Annotated in this window: 13 protein-coding genes; 7 read left to right on the forward strand and 6 right to left on the reverse strand. The window is 64.1% G+C overall.

The annotated features are described in order from the left end of the window. Nucleotides 1–64: 64 nt before the first annotated feature. Nucleotides 65–205 carry a hypothetical protein gene (locus IPV69_RS17425; protein ID WP_206290997.1) on the forward strand — a complete coding sequence of 47 codons (141 nt, stop codon included), beginning with the start codon at nucleotides 65–67 and terminating at the stop codon, nucleotides 203–205. A gap of 93 nt (nucleotides 206–298) precedes the next feature. Here the strand turns inward: IPV69_RS17425 and IPV69_RS17430 are convergent, their stop codons facing one another. The 4 genes from IPV69_RS17430 to IPV69_RS17445 form a co-directional block, all read right to left on the reverse strand. Further along, nucleotides 299–787 (reverse strand): hypothetical protein, encoded by a 489-nt coding sequence (locus tag IPV69_RS17430; RefSeq protein WP_206290998.1) that lies wholly within the window; start codon nucleotides 785–787, stop codon nucleotides 299–301. Nucleotides 788–830: 43 nt separating this feature from the next. Then, nucleotides 831–1,253, reverse strand: coding sequence for a secondary thiamine-phosphate synthase enzyme YjbQ (locus IPV69_RS17435; protein WP_206290999.1), 423 nt, complete (start codon nucleotides 1,251–1,253; stop codon nucleotides 831–833). Between the two features lie 81 nt (nucleotides 1,254–1,334). After that, nucleotides 1,335–2,336, reverse strand: a complete 1,002-nt coding sequence (locus IPV69_RS17440) for a hypothetical protein (protein ID WP_206291000.1) — start codon at nucleotides 2,334–2,336, stop codon at nucleotides 1,335–1,337. Nucleotides 2,337–2,418: 82 nt separating this feature from the next. Next, the gene (locus IPV69_RS17445) at nucleotides 2,419–3,225 is read right to left on the reverse strand and encodes a dienelactone hydrolase family protein (protein ID WP_206291001.1); all 807 of its coding nucleotides are present in this window, start codon (nucleotides 3,223–3,225) and stop codon (nucleotides 2,419–2,421) included. 69 nt (nucleotides 3,226–3,294) lie between these two features. On the opposite strand from IPV69_RS17445, the gene IPV69_RS17450 reads away from it, so the two are divergent. Further along, the gene (locus IPV69_RS17450; RefSeq protein ID WP_206291002.1) at nucleotides 3,295–4,011 is read left to right on the forward strand and encodes a sterol desaturase family protein; all 717 of its coding nucleotides are present in this window, start codon (nucleotides 3,295–3,297) and stop codon (nucleotides 4,009–4,011) included. A 1-nt stretch (nucleotide 4,012) separates the two neighbouring features. On the opposite strand, the gene IPV69_RS17455 is transcribed toward IPV69_RS17450, so the two are convergent. Then, on the reverse strand, nucleotides 4,013–6,112 hold the full coding sequence (locus IPV69_RS17455) for a TIM44-like domain-containing protein (RefSeq protein ID WP_206291003.1): 2,100 nt from the start codon (nucleotides 6,110–6,112) through the stop codon (nucleotides 4,013–4,015). An 85-nt stretch (nucleotides 6,113–6,197) separates the two neighbouring features. Continuing rightward, complete coding sequence (locus IPV69_RS17460) at nucleotides 6,198–7,604, reverse strand: 3-isopropylmalate dehydratase large subunit (protein ID WP_206291004.1); 1,407 nt, start codon at nucleotides 7,602–7,604, stop codon at nucleotides 6,198–6,200. 457 nt (nucleotides 7,605–8,061) lie between these two features. Here IPV69_RS17460 and IPV69_RS17465 point away from each other — a divergent pair, with 457 nt between their 5' ends. The 5 genes from IPV69_RS17465 (at nucleotide 8,062) to IPV69_RS17485 (ending at nucleotide 13,074) form a co-directional block, all read left to right on the forward strand. Then, on the forward strand, nucleotides 8,062–9,222 hold the full coding sequence (locus tag IPV69_RS17465) for an IS4 family transposase (protein ID WP_206290457.1): 1,161 nt from the start codon (nucleotides 8,062–8,064) through the stop codon (nucleotides 9,220–9,222). 1,578 nt (nucleotides 9,223–10,800) lie between these two features. Then, complete coding sequence (locus tag IPV69_RS17470) at nucleotides 10,801–11,265, forward strand: hypothetical protein (protein ID WP_206291005.1); 465 nt, start codon at nucleotides 10,801–10,803, stop codon at nucleotides 11,263–11,265. Between the two features lie 121 nt (nucleotides 11,266–11,386). Further along, nucleotides 11,387–11,926 carry a hypothetical protein gene (locus tag IPV69_RS17475; RefSeq protein WP_206291006.1) on the forward strand — a complete coding sequence of 180 codons (540 nt, stop codon included), beginning with the start codon at nucleotides 11,387–11,389 and terminating at the stop codon, nucleotides 11,924–11,926. A gap of 50 nt (nucleotides 11,927–11,976) precedes the next feature. Continuing rightward, nucleotides 11,977–12,402, forward strand: coding sequence for a hypothetical protein (locus IPV69_RS17480; protein ID WP_206291007.1), 426 nt, complete (start codon nucleotides 11,977–11,979; stop codon nucleotides 12,400–12,402). 279 nt (nucleotides 12,403–12,681) lie between these two features. Continuing rightward, a complete protein-coding gene (locus tag IPV69_RS17485; protein ID WP_206291008.1) occupies nucleotides 12,682–13,074 on the forward strand; it encodes an HIT domain-containing protein in 393 nt (130 codons plus the stop codon). Nucleotides 13,075–13,269: the final 195 nt, after the last annotated feature.

Consider the following 13,269-nt stretch of genomic DNA (forward strand, 5'->3'; position numbering starts at 1 on the left):
TCTCGTAGATCAACCGACAAGACCGGATGGTACGGACGAAATTGCGTCTCCGAAAGATTCTGAAGTGAAGCTGGTGGCAGTTCGCGAGCTACTGAAGGGTCAGGCCGACTGCCGCAGCCTGCTCATCGCGCGGCACGAGCAGTTCGCTCGATCACTTACGGAGAAGCTCATGACCGGGCACCAGAGTTCGCCGACCGCGCGGTGATCGACGGCATCATGAAGGACCTCGCGGCCACGTCCTGCCGCTCATGACACCGGGACCGATGCACCACGAAGCTGCCGATTCATTCACAGTCGCTTAAAGGTAACCGAACAGCCGATCGGCCCATCGGCGGAATTGCTGGGTTCCGCGGTGGTGGCCGTTGTACGCACGGCGCAGCGGCAGGGCGGGGATGAAGCGGTAGCCGGCTCTTTCGAAGCGGCGGCGAAGCTGGGCGAGGACTTGCGGTTTCACCGTCCGGTCGTCGTCCAGAATCGCGATCAGGTTGGCGAAGTTGCTGGCCCGGATCACCGCCGATGTCGGCTCGACTAGCACCGCGGTCGGCAACACCAACTCCCCGTGAAATGTCGCCTCACGAATTGCCGGCCACAGCTCGAGTGGGCAATCTTCGCCGACGATCGTCTGGACCGATTGTGCAAGGTTCATGAATCGCTCGGCGGATTCGATCGGGTCGAAGTCCGGCGGCTGCTGCAGTTCCCACGCATGATCGGCGCCGGCAAGAAGCTTCTTCGCGACCAGGTCGGCCAGCGCAGGGTCGGCGAAAGGATCGGGGTTGGGGTCGAACATCGCATGTCGCCTGGCGGTCGCGCCTTGGGATCGAGCTTCAACCTCACTCGCCGATGATCTTCACCAGCACCCGTTTCTTCCGCCGGCCGTCGAACTCGGCGTAAAAAATCTGCTCCCACGGCCCGAAGTCCAGCTTCCCGTCGGTGATCGCGACCACCACTTCGCGGCCCATGATCTGCCGCTTCATGTGGGCGTCGGCGTTGTCCTCGCCGGTGCGGTTGTGGTGGTATCGCTCTGGCGAGGCGTCAAACGGGGCGAGCTTCTCCAGCCAGGCGTCGTAGTCGTGAATCAATCCGGGCTCGTCGTCGTTGATGTAAACGCTCGACGTGATGTGCATCGCGTTGACCAGGCAGAGGCCGTTTTCGATGCCGGACTTCCTGATCACAGCGGCGACCTTGCCGGTGATGTTGAAGTAGCCCCGTCGATCGGGCGTGTCGAACCAGAGTTCTTCGCGAAGATGCTTCATGGGGTGTGCTCAGGGTGGAGAGGCGCGGTTCCACCCTTTCCAGACGATACCTGCGCCGCAATTCGTTTGGAATGTGCCAATTCATGGTCCGAACGTCGCGCCCGCCCGCGTCGCCGGCGATACGGCGTTGCGAAACAGGGTCTGGTCCTCATCGGCGGGCGTCCAGACCAGGAGAAGGCCGAGGGCGGCATACAGCGGCAGATGGCCGATGAGCTCTTCGCCGCGGAATACCAGCAGGCTCGCATTGAACGGCAGCCATGCCAGCAGGATGACAACCCGGGGGAAGTAGCCGAACAGCAGGAGCAGTCCCACCGTCAGTTCGACGCCGCCGGCGCAGATCGCGAAATCGTGGTTCGACATCGGGATGTGGAGAAACCCGGTGAAGTTCACGGCGTTTCGTTGCAGGAACGCATCGGCCAGGGCCAGGTTCGCGAGCTTTTCGGTGAACGCGAGCGTGATCAGCGAGAGCGCCAGGCCGATGCGCAACGCAGGCATCGCGAAGCGGGCGTGTCGTCCGGAGGGAGCGAGGTTCGGCAGCAGCATGGCATCGGCACTCCAGGGTCCGCGCCCGGCGGCCCAGAAGAATGCCGCGATGCCAATGAACACAACGTTGTCAGCCATCGATTCCGGCCCGCACAACCCCAGGCCCAAAACCCATATCGCCACCAGCAGTCCGGCGGCCAGCCGGGTGAAAGCGCCGTAGACGAATGCGATCGCCACCAGCATCTGGCTTAGACCGATAACGAAAGTCCAGGGGGCGAACAGGACGTTGTTGGGTGCCAGAAGGCGGCCATCGATGCCGTTCTTGAACATCGGCACGCACAGGTGAACCGCCAGGATCAGGGGCGCGAGGGCATAAAACCGCGCGCGGCCTGCGGGGGTGGCACCGAAGTACGCCGGCCCGGGAATCAGGTCGCGCTTCCCGCGCCGCCGCCAGAGCAGGCCGGCGACGACGGTGACGGCGACCGCCACACCGATCGCCACGATCACTCCAGTTTCAACCAGGTGATGGCCCGAAGCCGGTAGCGTAGTGGCGTCGTAGAACCACTTCTCGTGTGCGATGGGAAGCGTGATGGAGTGCATGCGGGGATCAGTTTCAGGGAGCGCTGACCGTGCAGGACGAGGCCAATGCCTTGAAGCGTTCGATCCGGCGTTTCTGCCGATGTCAGTGCGTGCTGATCGATGCGCCCGCCGTCGCCGATCCTTTGTCCACCGCTGCCATTTCCGGACCCAATCGTCGCCGGAACAGGCTCACCGTCATCCCATAACACAGGTGAGCTAGTTCGGGGTCGTACCGGTGCCCCTCGTCGCGCAGGAACGCGTGCTGGCCATTGAACTCGTGCCAGGTGAAGTTCAGGTTCGCGTCGGCCATCGCGTCGTACACTAACCGTCGACCTTCGCGGGGGACGTGTGGATCCTGCCGGCCCCAGATCATCATGATCTCTCCCTTGATCTCCTTCACCCGGTCGAGCGAGTTGTCGTTCATCCCTTTGGCGAGCGACCGCTTGTGGATGTCGGTCGCGTAGAAGCAGACGGCCGCCTCGACGTCGGCGTTCATCGCCGCGCGGAACGCCAGGTGCCCGCCGATGCAGATGCCGACGGTCCCCAGTCGTCCGGTGCACGCCGGGTGCGTCTTGAGGTAGTCAAGTGCGGCCCGCGCGTCGGCGTCGTAGCTGGCCAGCTCCTTGGCGACCTTGTGCCTGTTGCCGCGATCGGCGCCGGCGGTGTCATACGGAATCACCACGCCCGGCTGCGACTCAAGCTCGTGGAATACCTCGGGCACGGCGACGACAAACCCGTGCCCGGCGAGCAACGCAGCCGTCCGGTGAATCGGACCGGTCACCTGGAAAATCTCCGAGAACAGCACAACGCCCGGATACCGCCGCGTCTGATCCGCCGGCCGCAGGATGTACGTCCGCATGGAGCCGTAGGGCGTGGTAAGGTCGGCGTGTTCGTTGTCGGTGATGGTCATGGGTGACAGTATACTGGTCTTACGCGTCGCCACGGTGCCGCGTGGCCGACCGACGTTCGAGGGAAAGCAATGCCGATCCGACTCGAAGAGTATGCCTCCATGTCCTGGCAGGCTGCGACATTCTGGATCTCGGTGATCAATGTCATCCAGTTTGCCGCGGCGCTGATCGTCGGCGAACTTCTGATTCGGCTCTATCGGTCCCGCCCCGTTACACCGCCACCCAAACCGCTCGAAGCAATCGAGGTCGTCCTGGCCATCGCCTGCCTCGTGCTGAACATCGTCGTCGGAGTCACCGGCTGGCTGCTGTGGCGAGCGGGATGGATCCGCGTTTCGGCAGAGACGGGATGGCGGGTGGTCCTCGATGTCATCGTTCTGCTGATCGCGATGGACCTGGCGATGTACGTTTTTCACCGCATCGCCCATCACCCGCTGCTATACGGGCCGCTGCACAGCGCGCATCACAAGTACGACAACCCGCGCCCGCTCGACCTCTTCGTGCTCAACCCGGTCGAAGTGCTCGGCTTCGGCGCGCTCTGGATCGGCGTCCTGATGCTCTACCCGGCGACCTGGATCGGCATCATCGTCTTCCTGACCCTGAACCTGATCTTCGGCACACTCGGACACCTGGGCGTCGAACCCTTCCCGGCATCATGGTCTAAACTGCCGGTCGTACGGTTCCTCGGTTCGAGCACGTTCCACGCCGACCATCACCTCAACGGCAGGGTGAACTACGGCTTCTACAGCAACATCTGGGATCGCCTGTTCGGCACTGCCGGCCCGCGATGACCTAAATCCACTGGCTCTTCGCCTGCCGCAATACCTTACGCGATTCCTTCAGCATCTCGCCGCGCGTCCGCGCCAATAGCAGCTTGATGTCGGCTTCACCCAGCCCCAACTTCTTACCGGCGCGATGCAGAATCTTCGCCTCGCCCGGCGTGATCTTTCCGTCGGCGAGCGCCGTGCGGGCCATGTCGGCCAGATGCCGGCGGGCTTCGCCTTCATTAGCGGGCGGCGTGAGGTCGAGCGAGCCTGCCTCGGCCGCGGAGATATACTCCTCCAGCCGAATCTTCGGCACGCCGTAACGCCGGGCGGCGGCACGAAGGATGTCCCGCTCTTCGCCGGAAACGTTGCCATCGGCGGCGGTCATGTAGGCCATCCAGCGGAGCGTCGACGCCGCCGACGACCCGGTCAGATTGTCGAACTCACCCAGCCACGATTCCCCGGTCGGCGTCTCGCTACGGTCCTGCTGGCTTCCCGGCAGCCGGCGGAGCAAGTCCTGGCCGTGTTCCGAATGCAGCGGCACCATCTCGGCCAGCGCCCACTGCTGTGTGCCGAGGTTCAGCGGCGTTCCACAGTGCCCGCAGTTGGCCGCCGATCCGCCGACCTCCGGCGCGCCGCACGACGGGCAATGTGCCGACGCGATGGACTGATCCGGGTTGGTCCGCGCCGCCGGTGAGCGGCCGAGCACGAACAGCGTATTGGTCACCGCCGACTTGTCGCCACGCCGCGGCTTCTGTCCCGGCGGCAGGCGTTTAAACGTGTGTCCCTGCCAGCGGACATTGACCAGCGCCAGATCGAGCGGCGGCTGATTGGCGTGCGGGCTGGCGTCCTGCCCGGTGTCCTGCGCATCGGCCGCGCCCGACGCCGGCAGCACGCCCAGCAGATCGACCGCGCCGACGGCACACTCGCCGAAGTAGTGCGTGGGAGACGGTGCCAGCGGCGCCGAATCGGCCGCCGGCGATCGAAGCTGCGACTCGTATTTCGCCACGAACGCCGGCAACGCCACCTTCGCCAGCGGCGTGGCCGACGCCAACCGATCCGCCGCCGCCCATCGCCAGTAGATGACCGAGGCGCGATCCTCCAGTTCCTGCGGGTTGAAGTCCTTGTCGCGCTCGCGGATCGCCGAAACACCGGGGATGCTGTGGCCCTTCCGCGGTTCCCACTCGTACTGCTGCGTGATCTCCGCCAGCACCCAGTCGTACTGGCCCGACCGCAGCAGGGCACCGCAGTAGGTGCAGTTGGCGGCCTGGTTCATCTCGATCGGCCCGCCGCAGTTGGGGCAGTTGCCCTCCATCAGCCCCGGCTTGGCCAGCTTCGTCTTGGCGCCGCGCCGGCGGAGAAACGACCAGACCTCGACAAACTCCCCGGCGGCCCTGGTTCCCGAGATCGGCCGGCCGGTCTGCAGGTCCACATTCTGGTCCGATGCCGATGCCTCGATGCGAACCGACACCTCGTCGAAGACCTCGCCGGACTGGGCATTGGCGATATGGCTCCTGCGGACGACGACGTCCTTCATCTCGTTGCGATAGCCGAGCGCTCGCTGCTCGTCGAACTGGAGCGAGAACCGCTCGTAGACCGCGTCGGAGATGAACGCGCGAACGTCCGACAGGTTCTGGTTGCTCCATGCGTGCTGGATGCGCACGAACGCGCCGCGGACACGGTGCAGAAAGCGATCGGTGTCGAACGCCGGATCGTTGGTGCGAATCGCCGTCGCGTATTGCGGCATGCGGGAGCGATCCTCCGCGGCCACGCCCCGGCGGATGATGGAACTGTCGTAGGAGTTCTTACCGGCGTAGGTCGAGTAGACAAAAAACCCGATGATCAGCAGCACCAGCGGGATGCCGACATAGGGGACTTCGATTACCAGTCGGATGAGCTGAAAAAGCAGCCAGATCAGGGCCCCCGCGTCCCCGCCACCGCCGCCGCTGCCACCGCCACCGCTGCGTCCTCCACCACCGCCGCCGCCTCCACCCGAATATCCCTGCCCGCCGCCGGCGCGGGCCAGGGCGGGTTCGGCGATCGCCAGCGCAATCGCCGCGACGGCAGCGACCAGTCCGATCGGCCAGAGCCATGCCCAATGTCGAGAATGGAGTCTCGGTTCCCGCACAGCAGCCGCCTCTCCTTCCACGCCGATCCGCCAATGAAAATGGCCGCGGGACGACATCCCGCGGCCATGTGTTGCGTCGGCGAGACTACCTCACGCCCGCCGATCCGGTCTCGATCGGTTCGCTCACGTATTCCCGCGGGTCGGTGATCTTGCCCGTCAGCGCGCTCGCCGCCACGGTCAGCGGGCTCGCCAGATACACCGCGCTCTTGGTGCTGCCCATGCGGCCGGGGAAGTTGCGGTTCGTCGTGCTGATGCACGTCTCGGTGCTCTGAAGCCGGCCGAATGTATCGACCGGGCCGCCCAGGCACGCGCTGCAACCGCTCGGCCCGACCAGGCAACCGGCGTCCAGCAGCACCTCTTCGATGCTCTTTTCGCTCGGGCTCTTGGCTTCGCCGCGAAGGTTCAGCCGCTTCATGTCGGCGTGAACTTCCGTGCTGCCGGGGACGACGAAGGTCTTCACCTTCACGTTGTTCCCCTTCAGGATGTTCGCCGCCATGATCATGTCGGTGATCTTGCCGCCGGTGCACGAACCGATGTAGGCGCGATCCACCACCACGCTGCGGCAGTTGTACGCCGTGTCTTTGTTGTCCGGGCTGTGCGGCTTGGCGACCATGGGCTCCATGGTGCTCAGGTCCCACTCGTGCTCGGTGATGAACTTGGCGTCCTTGTCATCCGTCACCACTTCCCAGTTCGGGCGATTGCTGCGAGCGCGGACGTATTCCAGTGTCTTCTCGTCCACGTCGCAGATGCCGCTCTTGCCGCCGGCTTCGATCGCCATGTTGGTGAGCGTCATGCGGTCTTCGAGCGTGAGCGAGTTCACGCCGTCCCCGCCGAAGTACATCGCGCGGTAGGTCGCCCCGTCCACGCCGATCTCACCGATCACCGCCAGGATCAGGTCCTTGGCCGTCAGGTACGGCGGGATCTGCCCGCGGAACATGAACTTCATCGTCGGCGGGACCTTCAGCCAGGTCTTGCCGGTGCCCAGGACAAACGCCGCGTCGGAGTTCCCGACGCCAGTCGCGATCTGCCCGAACGCGCCGGCCGTACACGTATGGCTGTCGGTGCCCAGCAGGATTTCGCCGGGGCGGATGTGCCCCTCTTCCGGCAACGCCTTGTGGCAGACGCCTTTGTAGTTGGTCTTGGTCGGGTCCTTGTACGGACTGGGCATGTCCGGCGTCATCTTCACGAACTCGGGGTCGTAGTAATACTTCAGACCCTGTTCGGTGACGAAGTCGCGCAGCGTCTGCACATTGCGATGACACTTCTCGTCGGCCGTAAAGATGTAGTGGTCGGGGATGATGACCACGCGGTCCTTGTCCCAGACCTTGGCGTTGCGGCCGAACTTCTCGTGGAAGATGCCGATGGTGCCCGGCCCGCAGACGTCGTGGGTCATCAGGACATCGACATTCACCCAGACGTTCTCGCCCGGGTCCACACGGTCCCTGCCCGAATGCTTGGCAAGGATCTTCTCGGTCATCGTCATGCCGGCCATCGAACTGCTCCTGCAGATAGCAAAGGTATGCCCCGTCGCCGTACGACGAGGCGGAAGGTCGAGTATAGCGGTCCAGGTCACGCCGTGCTATTCGAGGCAAGCGGTCCCGAGCAACCGGGGCCGAATCGCGAAATCCTGCCCCGAAGCGAGATCGCCGAACGAACCCACGGCTGAATGCGAACATGGAACGCCGAACGCCCAACATCGAACACCAAATCGTCGGGCGTGGATAGCCGAACGAACCCAAGCCGACATCGCCGAACGAACCCGAGACCGCCCTTGTGACCGCATTCCGTGACACGGGTTTCCAACCACAACTGTCCGGCATTTCGACGCCGTGACATTCGCAAGATTTCGCTCTTGCGCTTTCTGATGCCGCGTGGCATAGTTCGCGCCCGTGGCGGTCCGTCGTTCATCCCCGCAGCAGCAACCGACGCCGTCGGACCGACGTCTGGCCGTGCGCCGCTCCGGGAATCTCCTCGACGAACATCTCCATCGTCTGGCGGCGCTGCCGGCTCACGGCAACACCATCCTCGGCCGCGACCAGTTGGTCAAAGGCCTGCTCCTGTCGTTCTTCGATCCCATGGCCCGATCGCTGCGACGCATCGAAGACTGCGGCGACTTCCAGGGCGATCTGCGACTCGACAAGCTGGCACGCTCGACCACCGCCGACGCTCTTGCAGCGTTCGACCCTCAGCTGCTCGTGCCGCTGATCGACGACCTGCAGCAACGTGTCCCGAATCTCGGCGACGCCGACGGCCTCGAAGGGATCACCCGGCAGATCATCGCCGCCGACGGCACTTACATGACCACGCTGTGCGATGTGGCCTGGGCGATGCGCCAAAAGAACCGCGACGGCGGCGTGCAGGGACAGGTCCGCGCCAACGTCCAGCTCGACGCCGGCAACTGGATTCCCCGCGTGCTGACCGTCAGCGGCGACGACGGGCATTCGGAGGCCGCGGCCTTCGCCGCCGACCTCCTGCCCGGCGTGCTGTACGTCGTGGACCGCAACTTCGTCGAGTTCGGCTTCCTCGGCGCCGTCCTGGACAAGGGCAGCGACTTTGTCGTTCGTATCAAATCCAACCAACCGGCGATGACGGTGGTCCAGACCCTGCCGCCGTCGGCGGCGGACGTCGAGGCGGGCGTGATCGCCGAGGAAGTGGTGAGACTTCCCGGCCGCGACGCGCCGGCGGGCCTGTTCCGCTGCATCACCATCGAGAGCACCGACCGATCGGGCGAATCCCAGGCACTGCGGCTGCTGACCAATCTTCCCGCGGCGACGGTCGGGGCTCACGTCGTCGGCGCCGTTTACCGGCTGCGCTGGCAGATCGAGCTGTTTTTCAAGTGGCTCAAGACCTGGGCGGGAATGGACCACCTGCTGAGCACCAGCCGCAATGGGATCACCACGCAGCTGTACATCGCGGTGATCGCCGTGCTGATGATGTACGTGCAGAGCGGCTACCGCGTCAGCGTCTACGCCCTGGCGGCGCTGGGCCGCGTGGCCCGGGGCCAGATGTCGATCCAGGAGGCGATGGCGGTGATCGCCAAACGCGAGCGAGAGCGTTCGCTGGAACGAGCGCGTCAGGCCCGGCTGCGGGCACGCAAGAAGCTGGCCTGAAGCCACGACGTTCCCGCACACCCTGATCCGAGGGTGACGCCGCCGCATGCGCGCCATCAGCCGCGATCGCAAGCAAAGCCGAGCGACTCTGGTGAAATGAGGATGTGCCAGGTCATGGCTCACGCTGGAATTGGTAAATTGCCGGACAGTTGTGCTTTCCAAGCCGTGCGAGGTGCGTCACACGTCGAAGGCCGCTCATCCTCAATCACCGCCTTCCACCGAACGAACCCGGCGTAACCCCGCCGAACGAACCCGGCGCGGTCGGACGACGCTCGATCAGGGCGACCCACACGCCTCGGGGACGCTCCGCTTCGCGTCGCGGCTAACCCGTCGCCGGAAGTCCGTAACCCGTCGTCCGAAGCGTGTAATCCGTCGTCGCGGAGCGCATGCAGGGTTCGTTCCGTACCACGAAAATGGTTAGCCGCGACGCGGAGCGGAGCGCTCGCGCAACCTCGCCGAACGAACCGAGGACTCGGCGCAAACACCCAACGTCGAATACCGAATCGGCAAACACAGATTGCCGAACGAACCCAAGGCGACATCGCCGAACGAACCCGAGTGATCGATCAGGCTGCCCACGTCGTCTCTTTCGCTTCCAAGTCTCCGCGTCACTTCAAAACACCAAAACCACCACCCCGGCCCGACCGACACCGATCGTCCTGGGACGGCCATCTCCACGGAGTAAACGCTGAAGCCGACAGATCACACCCGCCGACCGGCGCATGGAGGAAGGACGCCGCCCGTCCCAGGGCGACGTCTGATATTGTTCTATATATGTTAGGTCAATGGCCGCGGAAGACAAGCAAAATCCGCCCGGCGTCACGCGCTGGCAAGACCCCCTGGCGACCACGTAATCCCGACCACGCCGCCCGCCCCCGGCCGATCCCGTGTGGCACGGGTAGGGTGTCGTGGGCAGGGTGGCATGGGCAAGCGTACCCGCTTGCCCATGGCGATCGCCGACCGACGCTCTCGTCACGGGCAACATGCGTCGGCGCCAAGCCACCCGAAATCGTCCCGCCGCCAGACCCCCCGCACGACACCTGCGACCACCCAATCCCGCACCCGCCGGGTTCGCAAGCGTCGCCAGAATCGAGTGGCCCGACCAAAAGCCTCGAAGAGGCGGCAGAGCCATAGCCCAGGATGAAGGTCGGTACGCCGACCGCAACCATGGGTCGATCGACCGATGGATCCCGAGTCCTGAGAGGGCGACAGAGCACCCGGCGTCGCCGCGGGGACGGCCCTTTCGCCCCTACAGGGCTCGATCCGCGTAAATCACAAACCCAGGGCTCGTCCCGGCTTCGCCGAGCCAGCGCCCTGGTCTATGGCTCTGCCGCCTCTTCGAGGCTCAAACACTCAACCGGACGTTGCGTTTGACCCACTGATGAACCATCCGGCAGGCACGATCGAGGCGTTCGAGGAGCTTCACGCAGCAAATGTTACAGTTTTGTGCGGTCTGAACAAGATGGCTATTGCTGCCTCTTGCGAACTCGTTGATGGCGCTAGCGCCAGCGGCTATTGTCCGCGCACCATCCGCGCGGGGTGTCCGGGCGGTTAGGATAAACAAACGGTTATCCAGCGATGGGCGTGATCTACCTCATCATTCCGCTGACCGAGTCCGTCGCGGAAGACGTCCGCGGGCAAGGGCTCACCGTGCCCCACACTCGTTCCGACGCCCGCAATCCCACCTTTCGCGAAATCCGAGCGGCCTGCGAGTCGCTGCCCGGGATGCGGGGCGAGTTTCGACCATCGGCCAACGGCAAGTGGCAGCACGCGAACCTGCGAGGGCCGGATGGCCTAGGGAACGCAGACACTTGGACCGAACTTAGCGTGTCCGGGTACGACGGCCGCGACGATCAACCGCTCTCCGTCGGGTTCAGTAAAGGCTGGCCGTCGCTCATCCTCGTCGTCGTCCGCGAACTCGCAAAGGCGTGCGGGCCGCTCGTCGTGTACCCTGACACCGGCGACGCTCCCGTCGTGGTGGAGGCGGAATCGTCCGTAGAAGTGCTGCTCAAAAGTTGGGAGCATACGCACGGTCAGTCATGATATGGCGGCCCGGCCGCTGGATAACCACACGTTGCAGCGGACCAGGCGGGCGTCGCGGTCCTCGTGATTCGAGAGGTGGTCGAGCGCCCGCCCGGCCGCTGAACCTCGGTCCGTTATCCCCATGGGTTGGCGACTCCGGACCATCCTCGCGGTTTGCGGCTCCGCGGTCGCCCTTTTGTACCTAGCGTCGGCGGGCTGCGGTCGCGGAGGACAGGGCTACTTCTCCCCCGACACGCTTGACTGCCGCACGCACTCGGAGTGGCTCGTGCCGCTGACGCGCATCGCGGTCTACCGCGGCACGAGTTCAACGCATCGGTACGCTGCCGTCGATTGGCTGATCGCGGAAGGGTTCTGGTCGAAGTCGGATTCATCGGACCCGCGATGGCTGCCCACGTTTCAATGGAACCAGCAATGGATGGACGGCGAATCGCAATTCCATCGCGAGCTCGGCTGGCGCGGCGAAGAGTGGGTACAGTGGTCGAAGGAAAACCCGGAAATGGCGAAGGCGCTTTGGCCCAAGGTTCTCATCGCCCTCCGAAGAACCGGTGTGACCCACACGGCAGACGGCAGTGATCTCATGTTCGCCGCGCGGTTAGCCCGAACTGTCGAAGAGTTTGAAGAGCTGGTGGACGAGTTGGTGGCTGCGCGGCCACGAAGATAACCCGACACCGCACTGGACCGCTATCCGCCATGGAGCTGTCGCGAGTACTGATGGCAATAGAAACCGCAAAACCGCTTGTATTTCCGGTCCCCTTTCCGGACGTGCCCATGTGGCTCTTCGCTTTTGATCTTTTGCCCGAAGCTGCGGCCAAAAAGCTCGGGCCGCCAATGCTTACCGACTGGATTGACGGCCTTGGTAATGCCGACTTTTGGGCTTTCGAGTTTCCATGTGGTTTGCAGGTTGCCTTCGAGTTCCTACATACAGCCACGTTTGGGCGAGTGGTTGCTGATTCGCCTGAAATTGATCATGTCCTGCGGCACATTCCGTTTTCCGGGGGGATAAAAGGGGACATCACTCTTTTCAGAGATCATCCGCCGCCCTTTGGCGGGCGGCATGCCCGCAAAGCCTCCGGGTGCCATTCCCATGCCGCGCCATCGCTCTCGGCCGTCGCGAACGTTTCACGCGCGGGCATGTGATTCGGCGACCCGCGATGCTCGCCCATGCCCACGCGGACAGCTTCTTTCGCTCGAACGAAACCCGGCTGGCGTGGGCATGGCACTTGGGGGCAGAGGAAGCGGGACGGGTCCAATTCCTCGGAATCACTGGTTGGTAGTTGCACCCGTCCCTGTCCCGTTTTCTGCAGTTGAGCTCGGAGCGTGCGCCGCCGTTCAACGGCATTGTGTTAGGCGACTCGTCGCTTACACTCGAATAGGCGTCTCGCTTTACGACCTGTGATGTCACATTCTTCCTCTTCGATGGACTTTTACTGCGATCAGGTTCTTTCAGGTCTTATTGACGTCGAGCGCATCGCCGAGACTGAGCAGGTTCTTGCCTTTCACCACACGCAGCCATACTGGCCCGTGCATATCGTCATCATCCCCAAGCGCCATATCTCGTCACTCGCGGCTCTTGAGGCATGCGATTTACCAGTCGCCCACGCGATGCTTGATGTTGCAGCCGAGCTTTGCCGCCGGGTCACCGACGAGCACGGAGGATGCCGACTGTCGACGAACAGCGGCGATTACCAAAGCACCAAGCACCTTCATTTCTACATCCATCACGGGCCACGGCTCAAAGACGAGCATGGTGCAACCATCGCCCAACCGGATGCTCTCGCCACGCCGGGCCCTCGCTCTGGAACGTTGTGAACGTTTCCCGCGCGGGCATGTGATTCGGCGACCCGCGATGTTCGCCGATGCCCAAGCGGGACAGCTTCTTTCGCTCGAATGAAAGCCGGCTGGCGTGGGCATGGCACCCGGCGACGTTATCGGGCGGCGTGTTGCTTCCGAGGTTTCTTGACTTGCCGCCGAAGCAATCGGACATCCTCCGCAACGCGAACCGGA

This window comes from Humisphaera borealis (assembly GCF_015169395.1).
In the GTDB taxonomy this organism is placed as follows: Bacteria; Planctomycetota; Phycisphaerae; order Tepidisphaerales; family Tepidisphaeraceae; genus Humisphaera; species Humisphaera borealis.

What these genes read in the sequence shown, in the direction of transcription:
- IPV69_RS17430 (WP_206290998.1), bottom strand. Translation starts at nt 787, where the DNA reads ATGTTCGACCCCAACCCCGATCCTTTCGCCGACCCTGCGCTGGCCGAC.
- IPV69_RS17435 (WP_206290999.1), bottom strand. Translation starts at nt 1,253, where the DNA reads ATGAAGCATCTTCGCGAAGAACTCTGGTTCGACACGCCCGATCGACGG.
- IPV69_RS17440 (WP_206291000.1), bottom strand. Translation starts at nt 2,336, where the DNA reads ATGCACTCCATCACGCTTCCCATCGCACACGAGAAGTGGTTCTACGAC.
- IPV69_RS17445 (WP_206291001.1), bottom strand. Translation starts at nt 3,225, where the DNA reads ATGACCATCACCGACAACGAACACGCCGACCTTACCACGCCCTACGGC.
- IPV69_RS17450 (WP_206291002.1), top strand. Translation starts at nt 3,295, where the DNA reads ATGCCGATCCGACTCGAAGAGTATGCCTCCATGTCCTGGCAGGCTGCG.
- IPV69_RS17460 (WP_206291004.1), bottom strand. Translation starts at nt 7,604, where the DNA reads ATGGCCGGCATGACGATGACCGAGAAGATCCTTGCCAAGCATTCGGGC.
- IPV69_RS17470 (WP_206291005.1), top strand. Translation starts at nt 10,801, where the DNA reads ATGGGCGTGATCTACCTCATCATTCCGCTGACCGAGTCCGTCGCGGAA.
- IPV69_RS17475 (WP_206291006.1), top strand. Translation starts at nt 11,387, where the DNA reads ATGGGTTGGCGACTCCGGACCATCCTCGCGGTTTGCGGCTCCGCGGTC.
- IPV69_RS17480 (WP_206291007.1), top strand. Translation starts at nt 11,977, where the DNA reads ATGGCAATAGAAACCGCAAAACCGCTTGTATTTCCGGTCCCCTTTCCG.
- IPV69_RS17485 (WP_206291008.1), top strand. Translation starts at nt 12,682, where the DNA reads ATGGACTTTTACTGCGATCAGGTTCTTTCAGGTCTTATTGACGTCGAG.